23 protein-coding genes and 1 tRNA gene are annotated in these 21,452 nt (G+C 59.2%); 20 read left to right on the forward strand and 4 right to left on the reverse strand.

From position 1 onward, the window contains the following. Positions 1-515: 515 nt before the first annotated feature. Positions 516-902: a Ros/MucR family transcriptional regulator gene (locus GKC30_RS11695; protein WP_155934921.1), complete on the reverse strand. Its 387-nt coding sequence runs from the start codon at positions 900-902 to the stop codon at positions 516-518. A gap of 92 nt (positions 903-994) precedes the next feature. Between GKC30_RS11695 and GKC30_RS11700 the strand changes: the two genes are divergently transcribed. The 12 genes from GKC30_RS11700 (at position 995) to deoA (ending at position 13,107) form a co-directional block, all read left to right on the forward strand. Further along, positions 995-1,306: a hypothetical protein gene (locus GKC30_RS11700; RefSeq protein WP_196772867.1), complete on the forward strand. Its 312-nt coding sequence runs from the start codon at positions 995-997 to the stop codon at positions 1,304-1,306. A 39-nt stretch (positions 1,307-1,345) separates the two neighbouring features. Next, the gene (locus GKC30_RS11705) at positions 1,346-1,786 is read left to right on the forward strand and encodes a hypothetical protein (protein WP_155935221.1); all 441 of its coding nucleotides are present in this window, start codon (positions 1,346-1,348) and stop codon (positions 1,784-1,786) included. A gap of 104 nt (positions 1,787-1,890) precedes the next feature. After that, positions 1,891-2,868 (forward strand): MerR family transcriptional regulator, encoded by a 978-nt coding sequence (locus tag GKC30_RS11710; protein ID WP_231117148.1) that lies wholly within the window; start codon positions 1,891-1,893, stop codon positions 2,866-2,868. A 117-nt stretch (positions 2,869-2,985) separates the two neighbouring features. Then, positions 2,986-3,414, forward strand: coding sequence for a hypothetical protein (locus tag GKC30_RS11715; RefSeq protein WP_155934923.1), 429 nt, complete (start codon positions 2,986-2,988; stop codon positions 3,412-3,414). Positions 3,415-3,510: 96 nt separating this feature from the next. Continuing rightward, positions 3,511-4,887, forward strand: coding sequence for a bifunctional hydroxymethylpyrimidine kinase/phosphomethylpyrimidine kinase (thiD, locus tag GKC30_RS11720; RefSeq protein ID WP_155934924.1), 1,377 nt, complete (start codon positions 3,511-3,513; stop codon positions 4,885-4,887). Positions 4,888-4,965: 78 nt separating this feature from the next. Beyond that, a tRNA-Leu gene (locus GKC30_RS11725) sits at positions 4,966-5,050 on the forward strand. Between the two features lie 50 nt (positions 5,051-5,100). Then, the gene (tig, locus tag GKC30_RS11730; RefSeq protein WP_155934925.1) at positions 5,101-6,546 is read left to right on the forward strand and encodes a trigger factor; all 1,446 of its coding nucleotides are present in this window, start codon (positions 5,101-5,103) and stop codon (positions 6,544-6,546) included. 226 nt (positions 6,547-6,772) lie between these two features. Then, a complete protein-coding gene (clpP, locus tag GKC30_RS11735) occupies positions 6,773-7,429 on the forward strand; it encodes an ATP-dependent Clp endopeptidase proteolytic subunit ClpP (RefSeq protein WP_269203846.1) in 657 nt (218 codons plus the stop codon). 6 nt (positions 7,430-7,435) lie between these two features. Next, positions 7,436-8,686, forward strand: a complete 1,251-nt coding sequence (clpX, locus tag GKC30_RS11740) for an ATP-dependent Clp protease ATP-binding subunit ClpX (RefSeq protein WP_155934927.1) — start codon at positions 7,436-7,438, stop codon at positions 8,684-8,686. A 114-nt stretch (positions 8,687-8,800) separates the two neighbouring features. Then, complete coding sequence (gene lon / locus GKC30_RS11745) at positions 8,801-11,260, forward strand: endopeptidase La (protein WP_155934928.1); 2,460 nt, start codon at positions 8,801-8,803, stop codon at positions 11,258-11,260. A gap of 90 nt (positions 11,261-11,350) precedes the next feature. Beyond that, the gene (gene cdd / locus GKC30_RS11750) at positions 11,351-11,776 is read left to right on the forward strand and encodes a cytidine deaminase (protein WP_155934929.1); all 426 of its coding nucleotides are present in this window, start codon (positions 11,351-11,353) and stop codon (positions 11,774-11,776) included. Next, entirely contained in the window at positions 11,773-13,107 is a 1,335-nt protein-coding gene (gene deoA / locus GKC30_RS11755; protein ID WP_367614113.1) for a thymidine phosphorylase, read from the forward strand. Before cdd ends, deoA begins: the two co-directional genes overlap by 4 nt. Positions 13,108-13,158: 51 nt before the next feature. On the opposite strand, the gene GKC30_RS11760 is transcribed toward deoA, so the two are convergent. The 3 genes from GKC30_RS11760 to GKC30_RS11770 form a co-directional block, all read right to left on the reverse strand. Further along, positions 13,159-13,770, reverse strand: a complete 612-nt coding sequence (locus GKC30_RS11760) for a hypothetical protein (protein ID WP_155934930.1) — start codon at positions 13,768-13,770, stop codon at positions 13,159-13,161. A gap of 122 nt (positions 13,771-13,892) precedes the next feature. After that, complete coding sequence (locus tag GKC30_RS11765) at positions 13,893-15,215, reverse strand: M23 family metallopeptidase (protein ID WP_155934931.1); 1,323 nt, start codon at positions 15,213-15,215, stop codon at positions 13,893-13,895. A 187-nt stretch (positions 15,216-15,402) separates the two neighbouring features. After that, positions 15,403-15,831: a CBS domain-containing protein gene (locus tag GKC30_RS11770; RefSeq protein ID WP_155934932.1), complete on the reverse strand. Its 429-nt coding sequence runs from the start codon at positions 15,829-15,831 to the stop codon at positions 15,403-15,405. Positions 15,832-16,027: 196 nt separating this feature from the next. Here GKC30_RS11770 and GKC30_RS11775 point away from each other — a divergent pair, with 196 nt between their 5' ends. From GKC30_RS11775 to GKC30_RS11810, 8 genes are all read left to right on the forward strand, one after another. Next, a complete protein-coding gene (locus GKC30_RS11775; protein WP_155934933.1) occupies positions 16,028-16,669 on the forward strand; it encodes a protein-L-isoaspartate(D-aspartate) O-methyltransferase in 642 nt (213 codons plus the stop codon). A gap of 5 nt (positions 16,670-16,674) precedes the next feature. Next, positions 16,675-17,649, forward strand: coding sequence for a DUF368 domain-containing protein (locus tag GKC30_RS11780; protein WP_155934934.1), 975 nt, complete (start codon positions 16,675-16,677; stop codon positions 17,647-17,649). Between the two features lie 43 nt (positions 17,650-17,692). After that, on the forward strand, positions 17,693-18,580 hold the full coding sequence (locus tag GKC30_RS11785; protein WP_155934935.1) for an Mrp/NBP35 family ATP-binding protein: 888 nt from the start codon (positions 17,693-17,695) through the stop codon (positions 18,578-18,580). An 8-nt stretch (positions 18,581-18,588) separates the two neighbouring features. Further along, the gene (pgsA, locus tag GKC30_RS11790) at positions 18,589-19,173 is read left to right on the forward strand and encodes a CDP-diacylglycerol--glycerol-3-phosphate 3-phosphatidyltransferase (protein ID WP_155934936.1); all 585 of its coding nucleotides are present in this window, start codon (positions 18,589-18,591) and stop codon (positions 19,171-19,173) included. 20 nt (positions 19,174-19,193) lie between these two features. Then, entirely contained in the window at positions 19,194-19,472 is a 279-nt protein-coding gene (locus GKC30_RS11795) for a hypothetical protein (RefSeq protein WP_155934937.1), read from the forward strand. A 4-nt stretch (positions 19,473-19,476) separates the two neighbouring features. After that, a complete protein-coding gene (locus GKC30_RS11800) occupies positions 19,477-19,800 on the forward strand; it encodes an FtsB family cell division protein (RefSeq protein ID WP_155934938.1) in 324 nt (107 codons plus the stop codon). Continuing rightward, positions 19,784-20,575, forward strand: a complete 792-nt coding sequence (locus tag GKC30_RS11805) for a tetratricopeptide repeat protein (protein ID WP_155934939.1) — start codon at positions 19,784-19,786, stop codon at positions 20,573-20,575. The genes GKC30_RS11800 and GKC30_RS11805 overlap by 17 nt, the downstream gene beginning before the upstream one ends. A 70-nt stretch (positions 20,576-20,645) precedes the next feature. Continuing rightward, positions 20,646-21,440, forward strand: a complete 795-nt coding sequence (locus GKC30_RS11810; protein ID WP_155934940.1) for a hypothetical protein — start codon at positions 20,646-20,648, stop codon at positions 21,438-21,440. Positions 21,441-21,452: the final 12 nt, after the last annotated feature.

Genomic DNA, 21,452 nt, shown 5'->3' on the forward strand with positions numbered 1-21,452 from the left:
TACATCCGCAAACAAGAGCAGGAAGACAAGCGAATCGAACAATTGAAATTCCGCCTTTAGGCGGTTCTTAAAGCCGCTTTGAGCGGCTCACAAACTCAAGCCCCCGGCTTTGCCGGGGGTCATGACTGGGTCAGTTTTTCAAGCGATATGTGCGGGCCATTTTGCGTCGGCCACATACCCTGGAGATATTGGCCTGGGAGGGCGTTGAACGCAATGAGCTGACCAGGCCATTGGAGGATGTGCGGGCCAGGAGTGCACTTGAATTCTTTGAGTGGATGGGGGCGGATCCGCCTGAAGATGTGGATCTCGTGGCTCTGGTCATTGTCATGGCCGGAGCTATGAACTTTCTTGCTGTAAGGTCCAGGTTTTACAGTACCCTTGGCGGTGTTGATTTGCATTCTGATCAAGGGTGGGAACGTATTGACCGGGTAGTGGACCAGATTATGGAAGGTGTGCTCATGCGGTGAAAAAGGAGAAGCCCGGCTTGGGCCGGGCTTCAGCGGATGCGGCGGTGGTTACTTGCCCCGTTTGGTCCAGAGCTTCATTTCTTTCATCTTTTTGCGTCGTTCCCGTTGCAGGGATTTGCAAACCAAAGGGAGCTTTTTCTTGTAGCCGAACTTTTCTCGATACTCCTCGGGAGTGAGGTCGTGGCTTGCGAGATGCTTTTTTGTGAGAATTTTGAATGGCTTTCCGCAAACACAACAGAGGATCGTTTTTTCGCGGATTGCCTTCTTGGGGTCCAGGGATGCATCCTGTTCGATCTCGATGCTCCCGTCCTCGGCAATGGCCTTGATGCCTGCCGCAAGCTTTTGAACCATGGACGTGATCTCTTCCTCGGTCATGGTCCTGACGCTTGCCTGTGCCTTGACGATCTCCAGTGCTTCTTTCAAATGGTCGTCCATCGTTTCGACTCCTTTACTGTGGTTCATTTGCGAGTGCCGGCATACCATTTTAGTCGCTTCAATGGCAGCGAAGGCAACAACATGTGCCGTGCATGCTTTACTTAAAGATGACCAACTCCGAGCGCTGGATCATCAACCGCCTTTTAACCTATAGCACGATTCGCATTGTGTTTGTCAACATTGATTTCAAAAAGGAATGGTGTAATCCTGTTCGTCACTGCATTCCATATGGCCAGTGGCGTTTCCTGTTTCGTCTTATAACCGCATCGCTTGCCATGGTGGCGCACCTGACGTATGTAGCCGTGAGCGAGGAACCTCCTTTCCGACGCGCCCGGACCGTTGCGAAGCGACGCCTGTCGTGGGCTTCAGTTGCTTTGGTTTGGGGCTTTCAAACTGCTGCGTAGGCTTGAGCAGCTTGACATCATATTCCAATGGAGAAGCTCATGGGACTAGAGAACGGCAAGGTACACAAGTTGGAAAGAGTGAATGCAGATGAGACGCCCGTCGTTGACGAGGAGGTCTGCGCCGGTTCGGTTGAGGCGCATAATGACATGAGCAAGGTGGCGATGATAGTGTCGCTTTTGGCCGTATTGTTGCTTGTGATCTTTTTTTTCGGCATGAACCGGAACATTGCCGGACTCTCTGATGAGGTGAAAAATCTTGGCTCGCTTCGCGATGAGGTTTCCAGCCTTGATCAGCGCATGATCCAGATGCAGGCGGATGTCCCCGTGCACATCAAGCGCATGATAGCTCACGATATGGTCAACGAGATGGCTATGAAAGCCGCCTATCTGGGGGAGACCCTTGATTCCGAATCCCAGCGTGCGGCCATGCAGTTGATTCTCAAGGAACTGCAGGGCGTCAGGGCCGGGCTGGAAAAATAGCACTGATCAGCTATCGTTTTGGGCGCACCGACCAGGTCGGTGCGCTTTTTTTTGTTGTTTATTGGTCAGTGTTGATCAAAATGGCATTGACAGGCGGGAGTTTCTTGTTTATTGATCAGTTGACTATCAGTAAACAGCAGTGTGTGTCAAAAATGAGTAAGCCGTATGTCAGTCTGCGCGAAGTGGGGCGCTTGCTGGATGTTCCTCCATCCACTATTGTTTATTATAAGGATAAGTTTCAACGCTTTATTCCGTCTGTGGGAGGCGAGGGGCGGCGTCGTCGGTATCCGGCGGCTGTTGTGGAAGTATTCAGGAGGATACGTGAAATGTTTGCGGACAATTGTTCAGTTGATCAAATTGAGCGGGAGTTGGTTTTAAGGTTTGGTGATTTGCTTGGAGATTCTTGTTTTGATCAATGTTCTGATCAGTATGTTGATCAGCGCGTTGGCCGTTCTGCCGTCTCGGGATGTGGTGTTCATGGTTCCTGTCGCCCGGAGGCAGGAGGCGTTCTTGACAAGATCGCTGATGCGCTGGAGAACCAGTCTCTGTTTCGTAGCGAGATTCGCTCTTTGCGGGACGAGGTGGATACTTTGCGCAGGGAGCGTCGCGAGGTGGAGCGGGAGTATTCCACCAAGGTGTCGGCTCTCGAGAAGGAGATCGCCGAGCTGCGCCGTCGCATGGCGTCCCGTGCCTCCGGTGGTGGGATTGATTTCCCCCCGGCGGAATTTTTGTCCGGTCCGTTGGTCATATGCTCCGAAGGCGAATATCTGGGGGTTCAGGGGAAGGGTGGAAGGCCTTTTTCTCTTCAGGATTTTGTTCGGCTCATTGAGCGGAAGATGTCCGAATCCATGGATGTCGAGATTTCCTGGCGTCGTCAGGACGGTCATTGGGTTCTGGTTGTTCGTACCGAGGACAGGCCCCGTAGGCGAGAGCAGAACATCGTGTTGGTCTCTCGCAGGACCGTGACCCCCAGTGGCAACATTGTCACTGAGGTCACGCGGTTGAATATCGACGGCAATGACGCTCCCGATGCGCTCCTGTTGACGCTTTTTCGCCAGCTCAGGGCAGTGTTCAACGGCTGATTTTTTTCCCTCGTGACAACTCTAGAAAAAATCTTGATTCCTTTGCTTGTTTCGCATATATAGCAACTGCTAAAGGTGCCACAGGTGGAAGGTTCGCCGGATCGATGGAGGAGAGGTATGCCCCAGGTCGCTGCTAGAATTACTCATGATCAGGAAAAATGGCTCAAGGATTATTTCAAGACCAAGAGCGCCGGGGCCGAGTTCATCCTGCCGTGGGCGGTGGATGTGTTCTTCAAGTCCATCAGGAATGTTTCAAGCGATTTTTCCGTCGCAGAGCTCAAGACCATACTCGAATCCCACCGCGAGGTGAAGCTTTTACCTAACCAGTCCAAGCAGGCTTATCTGCTCCTGCGGGTGGAGGAAGCGTGCGAGGAGCACAAGGTCCACATTCAGCATGGTTCGAGCAAGAGCAACCTTGAGGTCAAGTTGAGGCGTCTTACGGATCTCCAGGCCACGGCGCTCATGATCTGGGCCACCGCCTTCTGGGTCAGCAAAGCCTGGAACGGTGTCTCTCTTGAGGATTACGTCAAGCTTTCCTGTGGGTAAACCCCGCCGCTCTCCGGGAGCGCTCCCGCGTCGATACCCCTTTTCGCATCGTTTCGGCATTTTATTCGGGGCGCTATGTCCTTGTGGATGGGCACGATGACCAGACCTCCTTCCATCCTGACCATAGCCGGGTCCGATTCCGGAGGTGGGGCCGGAATCCAGGCCGACCTCAAGACCATCGCCATGCTCGGCGGATACGGTGCCAGCGTTATCACTGCGCTAACGGCCCAGAACACTCGGGCCGTGACAGGAATCCAGGCTCCATCGGCCAAGTTTGTGGCCCTACAGCTGACGACGGTGCTTGACGATATCCGTATTGACGCGGCCAAGACCGGCATGCTTTTTTCCGGCCCCATCATCAAGGCCATCGCGCCCATTCTGGCTGAGCGGAGGTTCCCGCTGGTGGTTGACCCTGTCTGCGTCTCCACCTCCGGGGCCAAGCTGCTCAAGGACGAGGGCGTGGAGGCGTTGATGGATCTGATCTTTCCCCTGGCCGATCTGGTCACGCCCAACAGGCCCGAAGCCGAGTTGTTAACCGGAATGACCATTCGCAGCCGCGACGACGTGTTCCGGGCGGCGCGACTCCTGCTGGGGATGGGGCCGAAGGCAGTGCTGATCAAGGGAGGGCATGCCGACTCCCTGGCCGTGACAGACTGGTATGTGGCCGCCGGGGCCGAGCCAATGCCCTTCATGCAGCAGCGTGTGGACACTGGCTGCACTCACGGCACCGGCTGCACCCTGTCTGCCGCCATCGCCACCGGGGTGGGGCAGGGCCTAGCCATGGATACGGCCATTTTGCGGGCGCAGAAGTATCTCAATCTGGCTCTGCGCTCTGGATACCCTCTTGGCCAGGGTGGGGGGCCCCCCAACCATCTGGCTCCCTGGCTCAAGGAGTGCGCCCGGGCTGAGATACTGGGCGGGCTCGAAAGGTTGGGGCGTCGGCTTGTGCTCATGCCGGGCCTTGCGCCCCTGGTGCCCCGGACTGGAGCCAATGTGGCCGTGGCGCTGCCTCATGCCGACGACGATTCCGAAGTGGCCGCTTTTTCCTGCGGCATTGTCCGCTCGCGGCGGGGCGATCTGGTGGTGGCGGGTTGCCCCGCCTTCGGCGCTTCGGCGCGAACCGCAGCCACGTTGCTCGCCTGTAGCCGACTGCGACCCGAAACGGGTTGCGTCATGACTCTGGCCTTGCCTCCCCGGCTCCGGGCGACGCTGGAGCGTTTTGACGTTCCGGTGGCATGGATGAACAGGGAGCACAAACCCGGGTATGTGGGCGAGGATGACGGCCGCTTCGAGAGCTGGGCGGCTTTTGAAGCGATGCGTGCCCACGCTGACCCGGCTTCGGTGCAGGCGGTGGCCGACCCGGGGGGCTTTGCCGGTGAGCCGGTTGTCCGGCTGCTGGCCAAGGACATTCCTTCCCTTGAGGCCGCGTTGTGCAGGATTATCGAGCGTATGGGGACGGATGAGGACGATTGAACCGCCTTTCGCTCCGCCGCGCAAGGTGACGATGGTTGACATATTCCGCAATGCTTGCTTAATAAGCACGTTCTTTTCGCGGGCGTGGCGGAACTGGTAAACGCGCCAGATTTAGGATCTGGTACCTTACGGTTTGGGGGTTCGAGTCCCTCCGCCCGCACCACGTCATGCAATACAATGCGCCCGTCGGGCGCTCCAGGAGGATACGTCGCGATGGAATACAAGGTGGAAGAAATCTCCCCGGTCAAACGGAAGATCATGGTCGAAGTGCCCGTCGAAGAGGTCAACGCCGCCCTGACGGCCACGATCGCCATGTACCGCATGCAGGCGGATGTCAAGGGCTTCCGCAAGGGAAAGGTGCCGTCCTCGGTGGTGGAGGCCAAATACCGCAAGCAAGTGTACGGCGAGGCCACCACCGACCTGATCAACTATCAGATCAATGAAATCCTGAGCGGTTTGTCCATGCAGCCCATGTCGCGTATCGATGTGGATGCAAAGGAATTGGTCCGCGACGAGGCTTTTAGCTATACCATTGCCTTTGAGGTCGCGCCCAAGCTTGATCTGCCCGAGTACAAGGGCCTCAAGGTCGACGAGGTCAGGGCCACGGTGGACGATGCCGAGATTCTTGAGGTGGAGAAGCGCATCCTGGAGAACAACGCCGAGGTCAAGGTTATTGAGGATGTGCGTCCGCCCAAGGATGGCGAAGTCGTCTCCGTAAGCTTCGGCGCCTATCGCGACGGCGAAATCGTCGAGGGCATCAAGGCCGAGAATTTCGACATGGTCCTGGGACAGAAGCAGGCGCTGCCAGAGTTCGAGGACCTTCTCAAGACGTTGACCTCCGGCGAATCCGGCGAGACGGACATCACCTTTCCCGAGGATTTCATCAACGCGAATCTGGCCGGGCAGAGCGTGACCATGAAGGCCAGGCTGCATGCAGTCAAGGAGCGCATCACCCCGGAGATGAGCGACGACGTGGCCAGAAAGGCCGGGTTCAAGGATGTCGAGACCATGCGTAGCGGTATCCGTGAATCCTATCTCTCCCAGCGCAAGCAGATGCACAAGTCCGCTGCCCAGAGCCAGTTGTTGGCCACCATTATTGAGGGAATCAGCGACTTTCCGCTGCCGCCGTCCATGGTCGAGGATCGCATCGATAGGCTGGTGCAGGATCTGGAATACCGGCTCGACCGTCAGGGCAAGGGCCTGCAGTCCCTTGGCAAGACCCCGCAGCAGATCCGTGACGAGTTTAAGGACGAGGCCGAGCGGACCGTCAAGACCGAGATATTCCTGCTGGCCGTGGCCGCTGAGGAGGGCCTTGACATTTCCTCCGAGGAGATCGAGTCCACCCTGACCCAGTTGGCCATGCAGACCCGTCAACCTCTGCATGAGTTGAAGAAATATTACGAGGACAACAATCTCATCGTCCCTCTCAAGGACCGCCTGCTGTGCGACAAGGCTTCCGAATTGATCTACGACGCGGCCGAAGTCACGGAGATCGATCCGCCTGCAGCTTCTCAGGCCGAAGAAAAGCCTGCCAAAAAAGCCCCGGCCAAGAAGGCCGCAGCCAAGAAGGACGCGGACGCCGACGAAGCCTCGGTAAAGAAGGCTCCGGCCAAAAAGGCCCCGGCCAAGAAGGCCCCGGCCAAGAAAGAAGAGAACTAGCCTTCAGGACTGCCGATACCTGCGGCGGCCCGGTCATCCGGGTCGCCGCTTTCGTGTCGGACGCCCCTTGACCCGGGCCGGTTCATGCCTATCTCCCTTAAGAGCTGAGATAGGCCTGGCGGGAACTTTCCCCTTGTCGTTCAAGGCGATTTGCCGCATACTAAACGAACCGGAAAAGAGTCGGAGCCCGCTTTGCCCATGCTTTCCGTGCTGGCACGTAAGGTTCCTGGCTCCGACGGCCGATAAACTACAAAATGCTCCCAAGGAGACGGATATGGTCGCCATTCCGATGGTCATTGAAACGACCGGACGCACCGAGCGCGCTTACGACATTTATTCCCGGCTGCTCAAGGACCGCATAATCCTGCTTGGCAGCGCCATCGACGATCATGTGGCCAGTCTGATCTGCGCCCAGTTGCTCTTTCTCGAGTCCGAGGACCCGGAGAAAGAGATATACATGTATATCAACTCACCGGGAGGTGTGGTGTCCGCAGGCATGGCCATTTATGACACCATGCAGTATATTTCGGCTCCGGTGGCCACCCTGTGCCTGGGGCAGGCCGCAAGCATGGGGGCCCTGCTCCTGTGCGCGGGCGAGCCGGGAATGCGCTATGCGCTGCCTCACAGCCGCATCATGATCCATCAGCCCATGGGCGGCGCCCAGGGGCAGGCCTCGGACATCCACATCCACGCCAAGGAGATCCTGCGGCTGCGTGATGAACTCAACGAAATCCTGACCCAGCATACCGGGCAAAAACTTGAAAAGATTCGCGAAGACACGGAGCGAGACTACTTCATGTCGTCTGAGGATGCCGTGACGTACGGCCTCATCGACAAGGTCATGCGCTCCCGTGCGGATGCGGAAGAAAAACGCAAGGGGTAGGTTCCCATGGCCGATATCAAGAAATCATCCGATCTGAGCTGTTCGTTCTGCGGCAAGACCCAGGTTGACGTGCAGCGGCTCATAGCCGGGCCGGACGTGTACATATGCGACGAGTGCGTCAGCCTGTGCAACGACATCATGGCTCAGGAGACCATCAGCGAGGAGTTCGAGGACGGCCGTTTGCTGCCGCCTCAGGAAATCAAGGCGCTGCTCGACGAATATGTCATCGGCCAGGAGCAGGCCAAGAAGATCCTGTCCGTGGCCGTGCACAATCACTACAAACGCGTCTTCTACGCTGCCGCCAGCGCGGGGCCGGACGAGGTGGAGATCGACAAGAGCAACATCCTGCTCATCGGCCCCACCGGCTCGGGCAAGACGCTCCTGGCCCAGACCCTGGCCCGGGTGCTCAAGGTGCCTTTTGCCATCGCCGACGCCACCACCCTGACCGAAGCGGGCTATGTGGGCGAGGACGTGGAGAACATCCTTGTCCAGCTCCTGCAAAACGCTGACTACGACATTGATGCCGCCAGCCGGGGTATTATCTACATCGACGAGATCGACAAGGTGGCCCGTAAGGGAGACAGCCCGTCCATCACTCGCGATGTGTCGGGCGAGGGTGTGCAGCAGGCTTTGCTCAAGATCATTGAGGGTACAGAGGCCAACATTCCGCCCAAGGGCGGCCGCAAGCATCCGCAGCAGGAATTCATCCGCATGGACACCTCGAACATCCTGTTCATCCTCGGGGGCGCGTTCATCGGCCTGGACAAGATAGTCCAGCAGCGCAAGCAGGGTTCGGGCATGGGCTTCGGGGCCAAGGTGGAGGCCAAGAAGGAAATGGATCTTGGCGAGCTTATGGGGCTGGCCGAGCCCATGGATCTGATCAAGTTTGGCCTTATCCCCGAGTTCGTGGGGCGCATTCCCATTCAGACCGCTCTGCAGGATCTGACCGAGGAAGATCTCGTGCGCATCCTCAAGGAACCTAAGAATGCTTTGATCAAGCAGTACAGCAAGCTTTTCGAGCTGGACAAGGTGGAGTTGCGCTTCACTGAAAATGCCTTGATCGCCATCGCCCGACAGGCCATCCAGCGTAAGACTGGCGCTCGCGGCCTGCGCAACGTGCTTGAGAGGACCATGCTCGACATCATGTACAAGCTGCCCTCCCTTTCGGGGGTGCGCGAGTGCGTGATCAACCAGGCCGTGATCGATAACGGCATGGAGCCGCTGCTGCTTTATCATCAGGAAGTGAAGTCCGCATGATAGCGGAGCGGGGTTGGTTGACAACCCCGCTCCGGGCCTTATTTCCCTTTCGTCACATGCCGCTTTCCGCCATCCCGGCGGCGTCGGCTTCGATCGCAACTCTCGGAGGAATCCATGCCGACTTTCGGATTCGACGGCAAGAAGTCCCCTGAATCCATGACCCTTCCCATGATGTCCCTGCGGGAGGTGGTCATGTTTCCACGGTCCATTGTGCCATTGTTCGTGGGCCGCGAGGCCTCCATCAAGGCGATAGAGACCGCGGTGTCCGACTTTGGCAAGCAGATATTCCTTGTCACGCAGAAATCGCCGGAAAAGGAACACCCCGAGCCGGACGACCTTTACGCCATCGGCACAGTCAGCAAGATATTGCAGATGCTGCGTCTGCCCGATGGCACCATCAAGGTGCTTTTCGAGGGCGTGTCGCGTGCCACCTGGGAGCCCGCGGTCAAGGCTCAGGCAGCGGAGCAGGAGGGTGAATTCCCCAGCGCACAGGTGCGCCTGCTGGCGGAGCCGGATGCCGCAAACGCCGAGGCCAGCGCCCTGGTGCGGGCCGTTCACGAATCCTTGGACGAGTTTGGCAAGGTCAACAAGAAGGTGGCGCCTGAGGCCATTCTGGCCATGTCCACCGTCAAGGAGCCGGGACCCCTCGCCGATCAGGTGATGCCCCACCTCAAAATCGACTTTGGGCGCAAGCAGGAAGTGCTTGAGGAACTCGACCCGACCCGTCGGCTCGAGCGCGTCTACGAGATGCTGCTTGGGGAAATCGAGATCGTCTCCATCGAGAAGCGCGTCAAGGGGCGCGTCAAGGAGCAGATGGAGAAGAACCAGCGCGAATACTACCTCAACGAGCAGGTCAAGGCCATCAACAAGGAGATGGGGCGTGAAGACGACCCCCAGGCCGAGGCGCAGGAGCTTGAAAGCCAACTCGAGGCCAAGCCCATGTCCGAAGAGAACCGCGAGCGGGTGCGCAAGGAGATCAAGAAGCTGCGCACCATGCAGCCGAGCAGCGCGGAATACACCGTGGTCCGTAATTATGTGGACTGGGTTCTCGACCTGCCCTGGGACAATATCAAGGACGACAAGGGCGTAGACATCAAACAGGCCCGTAAAATCCTCGACGAGGACCATTTCGGCCTCGAAAAGCCCAAGGAGCGCATCCTCGAATACCTGGCAGTCCAGTCCCTGGTGGAATCCATGAAGGGTCCGATTCTCTGTTTTGTCGGCCCTCCAGGCGTGGGCAAGACCTCCATTGCCAAATCCATCGCCCGATCCATGGACCGCGAGTTCCTGCGGCTTTCCCTGGGCGGCGTTCGCGACGAGGCCGAGATTCGCGGCCATCGGCGTACCTATGTGGGTGCCATGCCGGGCAAGATCATCCAGTCCCTCAAGCGGGTCAAACACAATAATCCGGTCATCTGCCTGGACGAAGTGGACAAGATGAGCGCCGACTTCCGGGGCGATCCCTCGGCGGCCTTGCTTGAAGTGCTCGACCCGGAGCAGAACTACGCCTTCAACGACCACTATCTGGACCTGGACTATGATCTGTCCAAGGTGTTCTTCATCACCACTGCCAACAACCTCGACGGCATTCCGCTGCCGCTGCGCGACCGCATGGAGATTATCCGGCTGCCCGGCTACCTGGAGAACGAGAAGGTGGAGATCGCCAAGGGATTCCTGGTGCCGAAGCAGCTCAAGCAGCATGGCCTGAAGGAAGCGAACATCAAGTTCTCCGACAACGCCATCCTGGATGTGGTGCGCTACTATACCCGCGAGGCGGGCGTACGCAACCTGGAGCGCGAGATCGCGGCCATCTGCCGCAAGTCCGCCATGAAGGTTGTGGAGGAGGGAGACCGCGACAAGGCCATCCACGTTACCAAGCAGGGATTGGAAAAGTTTCTTGGCGTGACCAAGTTCACTTACGGCGAGCGCGAAAGCGAGGCCCAGGTGGGCGTGTGCAACGGTCTGGCCTGGACCCAGCTGGGCGGCGAGATGCTGCTGGTGGAGGTGGCGCTCATGCCCGGCAAGGGCAAGGTGGAGATCACCGGCAAGCTCGGGGATGTCATGCAGGAGTCTGCCAGGGCGGCGCTCTCCTACATTCGGGCGCGCTCCGACCTGCTCGGCCTCAAGGCGGATTTCTACAAGCGGGTGGACATCCATATCCATGTGCCAGACGGAGCCACGCCCAAGGACGGCCCCAGTGCGGGCATCACCTTGACAACGGCCCTGATCTCCGCGCTGCTGAACATTCCGGTGCGTCACGACTTGGCCATGACCGGCGAGATCACCCTGCGCGGACGAGTGCTGCCCATCGGCGGGCTGCGCGAGAAGCTGCTGGCCGCCCATCGCGGGCTGATCCAGACCGTGCTTATCCCGTCCGAAAACGAGAAGAACCTCAAGGACGTTCCCAAGGATATCCTCAAGGATCTCGAAGTGATTCCGGTCAAGACCATGGACGAGGTTATCGACCACGCCCTGGAGTGCGGGGGAGAGACCATCCTCTGTCCACACCACGGCGAACCGCCTGTGGCCAATGAGCTGCTCAAGGAAGACCAGCGCAAACCCGCTCATCAATAGCGCATTCGGCCTTCCAGGCTGAACACTGCCTCACCAATCCGGGCCGGACGGTATTGCCGTCCGGCCCTTTTCTGTGGCAGGAGAAGGGGCATGATAGCCATCGCCAGAGACACGCTGAGAATACTTGAGGACGCGGCGCGGACTGCTTCGCGCAACGCCTATGCTCCTTACAGCAATTTTCCCGTGGGAGCTGCGCTGCTGGCCGAGGACGGCGAGGTTTATGTGGGCTGCAACGTGGAGAACGCGTCTTTCGGGCTGACGGCCTGCGCCGAGCGATGTGCGGTGTATGCGGCCGTGTCCGAAGGGCGCGGCCGGGGGGATTTCGCGGCGTTGTTGATCTTTGTACCGGGAGATGTCTGCCATGCCCCCTGCGGGGCCTGCCGTCAGGTGCTCAGCGAATTCCTGCTGCCCCATACTCCGGTGTACTCGGCCTGCGGCACGGGCGAGATAGTGGCCTGGACAATGGACGAACTGTTGCCGGACTCCTTTGAACTGCCGGTGTCCGGCGCGGAGTGACCGTGCTGCCCCAGGAGATGATCCGGGCCAAGCGTGACGGCATGGCGCTTCGCGAGGAAGACCTGCGTGGCTTTGTGGCGGGCATGGTGGACGGTTCCATTGGCGAGGCTCAGGTTGCCGCCTTGGGCATGGCCATCTATTTTCAGGGCATGGGCAGCAAGGAATGCGCGGCCCTGACTAGCGCCATGGCCCACTCCGGGGCGGTGTTGGAATGGGATTTGGACGGCCCGGTGCTGGACAAGCATTCCAGTGGTGGAGTGGGCGATCTGGTCAGCCTGGCCCTTGGTCCCATGGTTGCGGCCTGCGGGGCTTATGTGCCCATGATCTCCGGGCGCGGCCTGGGGCATACCGGCGGCACCCTGGACAAGCTCGAGTCGATCCCCGGCTACCGGACCATGCCCGGGCGCGATGAATTCCGGCGGGCCGTGCGCCGGGCCGGGGTGGCCATCATTGGACAAACCGACGACCTGGCTCCGGCAGACAGGATGTTCTACGCGGTCCGCGATGTCACGGCCACCGTGGAATCCATTCCCCTCATCACCGCATCCATTCTCTCCAAAAAGCTGGCCGCCGGGCTCGACGGGCTGGTCATGGACATCAAGACCGGCAGCGGGGCGTTCATGGTCACCAGTGATCAGGCCCGCCAGTTGGCCGAGAGCATCGTCAGCGTGGCTGCTGGGGCCGGACTGCCCACGGCAGCTCTGATAACTTGCATGGATGAGCCGCTGGCCCCGTGCGCGGGCAATGCGTTGGAGGTGCGTGAGGCCGTGCGCTACCTGACCGGCACCAAGCGGGACCCGAGACTGCATCAGGTCGTCCTGGCCCTTGGCATGCGTCTGCTCATTTTGGGTGGTTTGGCTGCCGACGAGGACGGGGCGCGGGCCATGCTCGAGCAGACGCTTGATAGCGGGGCGGCCGCGGAACGGTTCTTGCGCATGGTGACGGAGCTGGGAGGTCCGCCTGATTTTGTGGAGCATTTTGATGCCTATCTGCCTGCGGCGCGGTCCACATGGCCTGTGCGGGCACAGACAGAGGGATTTCTCGCTGCATGGGATACCCGAGCCCTGGGCATGGCGGTGGTGGCTCTGGGCGGCGGGCGGACCAGGGTGGGGCAGGGGGTGGACCATACGGTGGGCCTGACTTCCATCGCCCGTGTCGGTACCGAGGTCCGGGTCGGAGACGTACTGGCCGTTCTCCATTGCGCTTCCGACGAGGAGGGCGGCGGCGCTTCGGGCCGGGCTGCTCGGGCCGCAGTGCTTGATGCCGTGCGCCTTGGGCTCGAGCCTTCTGCGCCGGGTCCGCTCATTCGCGAATTGATAACACCCGTGTGAGCAGAGGGGCTTGCCCTGATCCGCCGCGTTCGAAAGGACGAGAGTTTCCGGTCACGCCTTGAGCGACAATCCTGTCCGCAGTTCATCGCCGGGCGACAGTCCGATGGCCGCGACGGCCTGGTAGGTCGCAGACCCGGCGCTTTGCATCATCTTGAGCCCCTGGGTCGACTGGTTTGCCGCCGAGGTCAATCCGGCCAGATTCTGGGCCGCTGTGTGCTCCAGTTCCTTGGGGTCAATGCCTCTGGCCTGTCGCTCGCGCTTGCGCCGCTCCTCTTCCTCTTCGTCTCTTCTTCGTGCCCCGGCGGTCTTGTTCGGCAGCTTCTCAGTCGCGTTGGACAGACTCGACTGCATCTTCACACCCGTGATTTTTTCCAGCTCTTTTTCGATTTCACGGATACGGGTCTTCTGTTCGTCAGAGGGCTGTCCTTCGCTCATGGTCAGAATCTGAGCCAGGAGATTCTTGAGGTAGAGAACGCGTTGTTCCTCTTCTTCCGAGAGCTGTTTCCGGGGCGCAATGTTGGATGATCCGAGCTGGAGTTCTTCCTCGGTCTTTTCCGATTCCAGGGTCATGGCTTCGTCGGTCACGGTGCGGACGAGTCCGCGGGCCGGACGCGTCGATGTCCCCCAGGTTTGGGATGCCAAGGTGTCGGTGGATATGTGCATTTTTGCTCCTTGGGGAAGGGATTGCCTAGGAGCATGACAAGCAAGAATTGTTCCCGAGCATCTTTTGCCGGGGTGCGGACAAGGGCATAAAAAAAGCCCCTCGTGGCGAGGGGCTTTTCCGGTTATTCCAGCTTTGAGGTGATGTTGTTGCGTATCCAGTTATCATCCCACCATTCGATGGGCTGGACCGGGACGCCCGAGATGTTGATCTCGTAATGCAGGTGGTCGCCCCCGGCCAGTCCGGTGATGCCGGTGTGGCCCACGATGTCGTCCTTGGACACGGTCTGACCGACCTCCACTTCCATTGAATTGAGGTGGGCGTATATCGATTGCAGCCCAAGGCCGTGGTCGATGACCACCACATTGCCGTAGATGCCCAGGAAGTCGGCAAAGACGATGGTTCCGTGGTTGCCGGCAGGCACGGCCGCGTTCTTGAGGCTGGCAAGGTCAAGGCCCATGTGGGTCTGATGGTCCACGATCTTTCCCTGATAGTAGTAGTCGCGGGCGTCGGCGAAGCGTGCCCTGTTGGCCGCATTTGGCAGCCGGGCGAATGGGCCGCTCCAGAGCATGGTCGGTGAGGTCTGGCGCCCCAGTTCTACCAGCGTGTCGCGGTTTTGCTTGCGTAACTCCCTGTTAATGAAGAGGTACTGGTCAAGCAGGGTGCCGGAGTTGGGCACCAGCCCCTGGAACTCGGGGATGGTGGTCTCGAAGAAGGAGTCCGACAAATTGATGCGGTCCTTGCGGAATTGACGCGGGTTGGCGTGATGGCTGAAGGTGCGCGAGGCGGTGTTTCCCGCTTTGTCCGTGGCCTCGATCATGGGTTTGAATGCCGACGGAGGGGTGTCCCAGGGCATGGTGAACATGCAGTGGTAGAGGTTGTCGCCTTCGGGCTGCTGATAGGCCGGGAAGAACCGTTCGCCCACTCGGATGCCTGCACTGACTGCAGGCTCGGACAGGGTGAAGACCATCAGGCCGCTCCCGCCCTGGTTGAGGTTGTTGGTGTGGGATTGCACAAAGATTCGCGGCGGGGTGGCATCAAAGACATAGTCCTTGTGGGCAACGGCCACTCCGGCCGCGCCAAAGGGGTAGATGGAGGCGTCTCTCGCTGTGATTTCGATGGAGAATTCTCCTTCGGCAATCTCTCCGCGGGCCAGGTCGATGGTCTCTTCGGTCTGCATGGAGCCGCCCGGGAAGGTCCGGTCCGCAAGCACGGTGCGTTTGCCTTTCTGGACCACGGCCACCACAATGGATTTCAGGCCGCTGCCCGGATCCTCGACCGCGATGGTGATCTTTGCCTCGCGCCCCAGATAGGGGCCGTCCGGGGCGACGGAGATCGTCGGCGGAGTCGTGTCCTTGAAGAGCATGAATCCGCCCGCCGCAAGGGCGAGGACAACTATGATCGCCGTGAGGGCGACGGAAAACCCTTTGCTGCCTTCTTTTTTCATCTGACTGCCACTCTCTTTGCTTCTGGTGTGCGTTTGAAATATTCTAGACTAATTCTATACAAGTCGAGAACGGGAGACAAGAAGAATGGGGAAGAAATCCGTGAACAGACGCAGACAGGGCGGCGCAGCCCGGCGGGCGGCATCGCTCCTGCGGGGGGCAGTCGCCCCGGACAAAGGCGGAGGGGGGCTAGTCCTTGTCCAGTGCGTCCATGAGATTGATGGTCAGGCGCAGGAAGTCCGCTTCGGTGAGAATCCCTCGGAGTTGGCCGTCGTGCACTACGGGCAGACAGCCGTACTTGTGATTGAGCAGGGTTTGGGCTGCCACCTTGAGCGAGGAGTTCTCGTCAACGGTCTTGATGTCGGTACGCATGATTTCCCGGATGGGGATGCCCGCGTCGATTTCACGCTGGGTCTCCGGGTCCATCTCGGCCAGACCGGAAACCGTGGCTGCCAAGACATCCCTGTTCGTCACCAGTCCGGTGAAGATGTTGTCCACGGTCACGATGGGGATATGGCGGATTCGTTGGAGATCCATCAGTGCGCGGGCGCTTTGCAGGGAGTCTGTTTCGCGTAGGGAGAAGACTGGCGCGGTCATGAGATCCTTGACTCTGAGCATGAAGATCCTCCATTTCGTGAATGTTTTCAGTCAACATTAAAGACGGTGCCGTGTCAAGGAGCAGACGAGGATTGATCAATCGGTCAATGCCCTCGGTTGACTTTGGCTGCGGAATCTGTTCAGCATCCCGCAGACATTTTGCAAGTGTCCGGGTGGGCCTTCCGCCGGGGGAGTAATATTTTTTTCGGGAGACGGCATGGTTGATCCGGTGAGGTCCAGAGAGCGCATGGTGCGCGAGCAGATCGAGGCACGCGGCGTGGCCGACCCGGCTGTGCTCGACGCGTTGCGGTCCCTCCCCAGACATCTCTTCGTGGAAGAGGCGTTCGCCTGCAAGGCATACTCGGACGGCCCTCTGCCCATCGGCGAAGGGCAGACCATTTCTCAGCCCTATATCGTGGCTCGCATGTCCGAACTGCTTGAGGTCAAGCCGGGCATGACCGTGCTGGAAATCGGCACCGGCTCGGGCTATCAGGCCGCCGTGTTGGCCCATATGGGAGCCGATGTCTACACCGTGGAGCGTATCCGCAAGCTTTTCTTCACCGCACGCAAGCGTTTCACGGACATGCGTCTTTTTTCCATCAAGCTCAAACTCGACGATGGGACCATGGGCTGGCCCGAACATGCGCCGTATGACCGCATCATCGTCACCGCCGGAGGTCCCGAGGTGCCAGAGCCGCTGATCGGGCAATTGGCCGATCCCGGCCGCATGGTTATTCCGGTGGGCGAGTCGCGTCGCTTGCAGCGGCTGGTCCTCGTGGAGAAGATTGATGGGCATATCACTCATTCCGATCACGGCGGCGTGGCCTTTGTGGACCTTGTCGGCCAGTACGGGTGGTAGGTTTCATGTCTGGCGACAAGGCAACTTTGGCCCAGGCCTTCATGGCCAGCCCTGGCCCGCGCAACAAGCGCGAGGCCGCGCTGCTCTGGGCCAAGGGCGTGTGCATGGGTACAGCCGACATTATTCCCGGCGTCTCCGGCGGTACAATTGCTTTCATCACCGGCATCTACGGTCAGCTGGTGGACGCCATCCGTTCCTTTGACGCCGTTTTCGTCCGTCGTCTATTCGATTTGGACATTGCCGGGGCGCTTGCCTCGGTCCACTTGCGTTTTCTGGCGTGTCTGCTCCTTGGCGTTCTCACTGCCGTGGTCGGCATGGCCCAGGTGGTGAATTGGCTGCTGCACAGTCATCCCATAGAGATTTGGGCACTCTTCTTTGGCCTGATCGCGGCCTCGGTGTATGTGGTCGGCCGGGAGATACGGCCCCTGAATGCGGTCAATCTGGCCCTGACGGCGTTGGGGGCGGCGGTCAGCTATGCTCTGGTAGGCATGATTCCCGTGACCACCCCCGAAACCTTGCCCTTTATATTCCTGTGTGGGGCCATCGCCATCTGCGCCATGATCCTCCCCGGCATCAGCGGTGCCTTTTTGCTCCTGATGCTGGGCAAGTATGAGTATATAACCGGAACCCTGAGGAACCCCCTGGCGGCGGACAACCTGTTGGTCATTGCGGTCTTCGCCTGCGGGGCCGGAGTCGGCATAATTGTCTTTTCGCGTATCCTGCACTATCTTCTTCATAGATGGCATGTGGCCGCAGTGAGTGTGCTCACCGGCTTCATGCTCGGCGCCCTCAGAAAGGTCTGGCCGTGGAAGGAAGTGCTTGAGAGTGTAGTCATCGGTGGCAGGGAGCGTGTTCTGCGCGAACACAATGTGCTGCCCGATGTGGATGGCGGCTTGTTCGTTGCCGTCGGTCTGGTTTTGGCCGGAGTGGTTGTCGTTCTGCTGCTGGACAAAGTGTCGCGCAGCGGAAATAAAGCGTGAGCCCGCCTTGCATGGCGGCGGAAAACATAAAGCGAGTAAAGCGATGAGTGGTTGCAGTTCAGGTTCTTGCAGCAGCAGTGGCGAGAAGAGCGCGGCAAGCGCCAAGATGCAGATTCAGGACGAGATGATCCGGTCCACATTGCAAAAGATCAAATACAAGCTCTTCATCATGAGCGGCAAGGGCGGGGTGGGCAAAAGCTCAGTCTCGGTCAACGTGGCCGCGGCCCTGGCCGCCAGGGGCTACAAGGTGGGCCTGCTTGATGTCGACATCCACGGCCCCAGTGTGCCGACACTGCTCGGCCTCTCTGGCGCCCTCGACATCAATCGGGGATCGTTGATCCTTCCCAAGGAATACAACGAGAACCTGCATGTGGTTTCCATGGAATCCCTGCTCAAGGACCCGGATCAGGCTGTGCTCTGGCGAGGTCCCATGAAGACTTCGGCCATCCGGCAGTTCGTATCCGATGTGCAGTGGGGCGAGCTGGATTTTCTGGTGGTCGATTCGCCTCCCGGCACTGGCGACGAGCCCATGACTGTTCTCAAGACCGTGCCCGAGGCCCTGTGCGTGGTTGTCACCACGCCCCAGGAGGTGTCTCTGTCCGATGTGCGCAAGTCCATAAATTTCCTGCAATATGCCCGCGCCAACGTCCTTGGCGTGGTGGAGAACATGAGCGGGTTGGTCTGCCCGCATTGCCACGAGTCCATCGATCTGTTCAAAAAAGGGGGAGGCAGGGATCTGGCTGAGCGATACGGCCTGGAATTTCTGGGAGCCATTCCCCTGGACCCGGCCACGGTTGTGGCTGGCGATATGGGCAGACCTGTGGTATTGCTTGAAGAAGAATCTTTCGCCAAACGTGCCTTCATCCAACTGGCCGACACCATCGCCGAAGCGGCCCAGAAGAGTCTCGAAGCCGCCTCGACCAACACCTAGGTGGTGCGATGAGAAAGGATATTTTCAACCTGCCCAACTGCCTGACCATGGCCAGGATTCTTGCCGCTCCGGTGGTGGTTCTGCTGCTGTATTTCGAGATGTGGTTCGGGTTTAGGCTCGGGGCTTATGGTGCCTTTGCGGTGTTTGTCGTTGCCTCGGTCACCGACTATTTTGACGGCAAGATCGCCCGGGAGCAGAATATCATCACCAACCTGGGCAAATTTCTCGACCCTTTGGCCGACAAGCTGCTTATCTGCTCGGTGTTGATCATGCTGGTTCGTCTTGGCCCGGAGTGGCGCGTTCCCGCATGGATGGTGATCATTATCATTGGTCGCGAGCTGGCTGTGACCGGCATGCGTGCCGTGGCTGCAGAAATGGGCGAGGTGGTCGCGGCAGACACGCTTGGCAAGGCCAAGACCCTGCTCCAGACCCTGGCCACGGGCTTTTTGATATTTCATTACCCCCTGCTTGGTTTTGATCCCCGCCCCGTGGGCCATGCGCTGCTCTGGGCGGCCCTGGCGCTCACGGTTTTTTCCGGCGGGAATTATCTGTACAATTTCTATAAAAAGTGGTTAAAAACTGCAGAGAATTGAACAGCGAGACGATGGCCGCAATGACCGACCGCAATTCCGTGAATCATCTTGTTCGGATCACGAACTGCCTCCAGACCATTCTGGACCTGGAGCCCCAGCTTGAAAAGCTGGAGCACGGAAACTCCCTGCTCGACGAATTCACCGTGCTCAAGGCCTTTCTCGAAAAAATCGACAAGGTGGACTTGAGCGAGGAGGATGTGGTGCGTATCGAGAGCGCGACGGCCAACTTTCTTAGGGAGTTGCAGGGGCCGCTGACCCGGATGGGCGCGATGTCCAAGCAGGGGCGCAGGCTTCAGTAGGGCTATGCACGGGCGTATTATTATTGTCGCACTGCTGCTCTTCATCAATCTGTTTCTGCTGTTCAGGCTGATCTGGAGCGATCAGGGCGTTTTCGCCTACCTGGAACTGAAGGGTCGATACGAGTTGCTCCAGGGGCGCATTGAGGCGGTGGACAGGCGGAGTCTGAACTTGAGCCAGGAGATCCGTCGGTTGAAGTCGGACCCGACATATCAGGAGAAAGTCATCCGCGAGCGTATGAACTTTGTCAAACGCGACGAAATCCTTTACATCTTTCCTGACGAAACCGCCAAACAGCCGGGAGATGCAGCCCATGAACAAGAAAATTGAGTGGTATCAGGAAGTTCTCTCTCTTGAGCCAGGGTCGAGAATCTTTTTCGCCCTGGCCAAGCTGTTTGTGGAAAACGGTAATCCCGAAGATGCCATCATCACCCTCAAGCGCGGCCTGGACAGGCATCCCGACTACCTTGAGGCGCGGATGCTCCTGGTAGAGCTTTTGACCGAACTGGGGCGCGAGGAAGAGGTCCACGATCAACTTGAGCGCGTGACCAGTTCCCTGCGCGACTATCCGGCCTTCTGGCGGGGCTGGGCCAGGAGTCTTCCTCCGGAGCAGCGGGATCTGGCCGTATTTTTGATGCTCGTTTCGTCCAATCTTACCGGGGACACCATCAAGTGGACGGATGTGGTCTTCGAAGGTATCAGCACCCTGGCCGACAGGCTGGTGGGTGCACCGTTGCCCCCTCCCTCCGACTGCCCGCCGCCGTCCTATCTGCCCCGCGCAGCAGCCGAGCCTGGAAGGCGTGATCGAGGCGCATCGGCCCGACCCGGTATGGGCTCGTTCCGTACAAAAACCATGGCCGACCTGCTCGCCTCGCAGGGCGATACGGCTGGTGCCCTTGAAATCTACCGCGAATTGCTGCATTCATCCGTTTCGGACGATCGGCGCAGCGAGCTTGCCGCCCGCATCACCGAATTGGAGGCGCGGCTGGCCGAGGCCCCGGAACCGGGCAGACGCGAGGATGTCTTTGGCGTCCATGCAAAAAACCGTCTCATCAGCACCCTTGAAACCCTGGCTGCGCGTTTCGAGGCCCGGGCTCAGAGCTGATAACCCCTGACCGCGCCATGGGCGTTGCCGTGCGGTAGTGCGTCTCGTCGTGTGGCTCAATCGGTAATAGATGAAGTATACCAGCGTAACAGTGCTTTTGGTTCTGGCTCTCGGCCTGTCCGGTTGTTCCATGTGGAGATCGACGACAAAGTATGTCAAGAAATCCTGGGAGACCACCAAGGACTATATCGACCCGCCGCCGCAGATCGACACAGACAGCTACCAGTTCAGCAATCCCAATCAGGAGAAGCTGGCCCGGCTGTTTACTCCGGTGGACGGTCCACTGACCTCCCTTGGCCGGTTCGTCAACAATACCGACACCATCCCGGACGTGGATTGGATGGACTTGCTGCTGGCCCGGTTCCCATGGGTCCACCGCGTTTTGGTCACCGATGACGAGGGGACCATCATCTTCATGCAGCCCGAGGTGCCGGTGAAGAAGATCGAGAATCCTCTCGTCTTTGAGGCGGTCTGGCGCGACATTACCCTTTTGACCGTTGTGGACTATTCCGATCTGGGACCGGAACTGTATATCGGAAGGCCCTATTTCAAGGATGTTGAGTTCCGTGGACTGGTAGCAGTGGGATTCGACCCCCGGACCTTGCTTGGTCTCAGTCCCTCGCCCGAGGAACTGGTGATCATCCACCCCGGCGGCGGAGTGTGGTCCCGCGGTGCCATTGCGGACGAGGAGGCCCTGCTTGCTCTGCCGTGGGAGGACATCCTCAGGAAGGAGGTGGAAGGGCAGGTGGAGGTTGGTGACAAGAACTACACTTGGCTTGTCCGTTACATCGGCGACAATTGCTACGTCTACGCCACCGAAAGCGTCGATCCCAAGGCTTCGAGAAAATCCTGGTGGTTCTTCTAGCATGAGCGCCTG

The organism is Pseudodesulfovibrio alkaliphilus (assembly GCF_009729555.1).
Classification (GTDB): domain Bacteria; phylum Desulfobacterota; class Desulfovibrionia; order Desulfovibrionales; family Desulfovibrionaceae; genus Pseudodesulfovibrio; species Pseudodesulfovibrio alkaliphilus.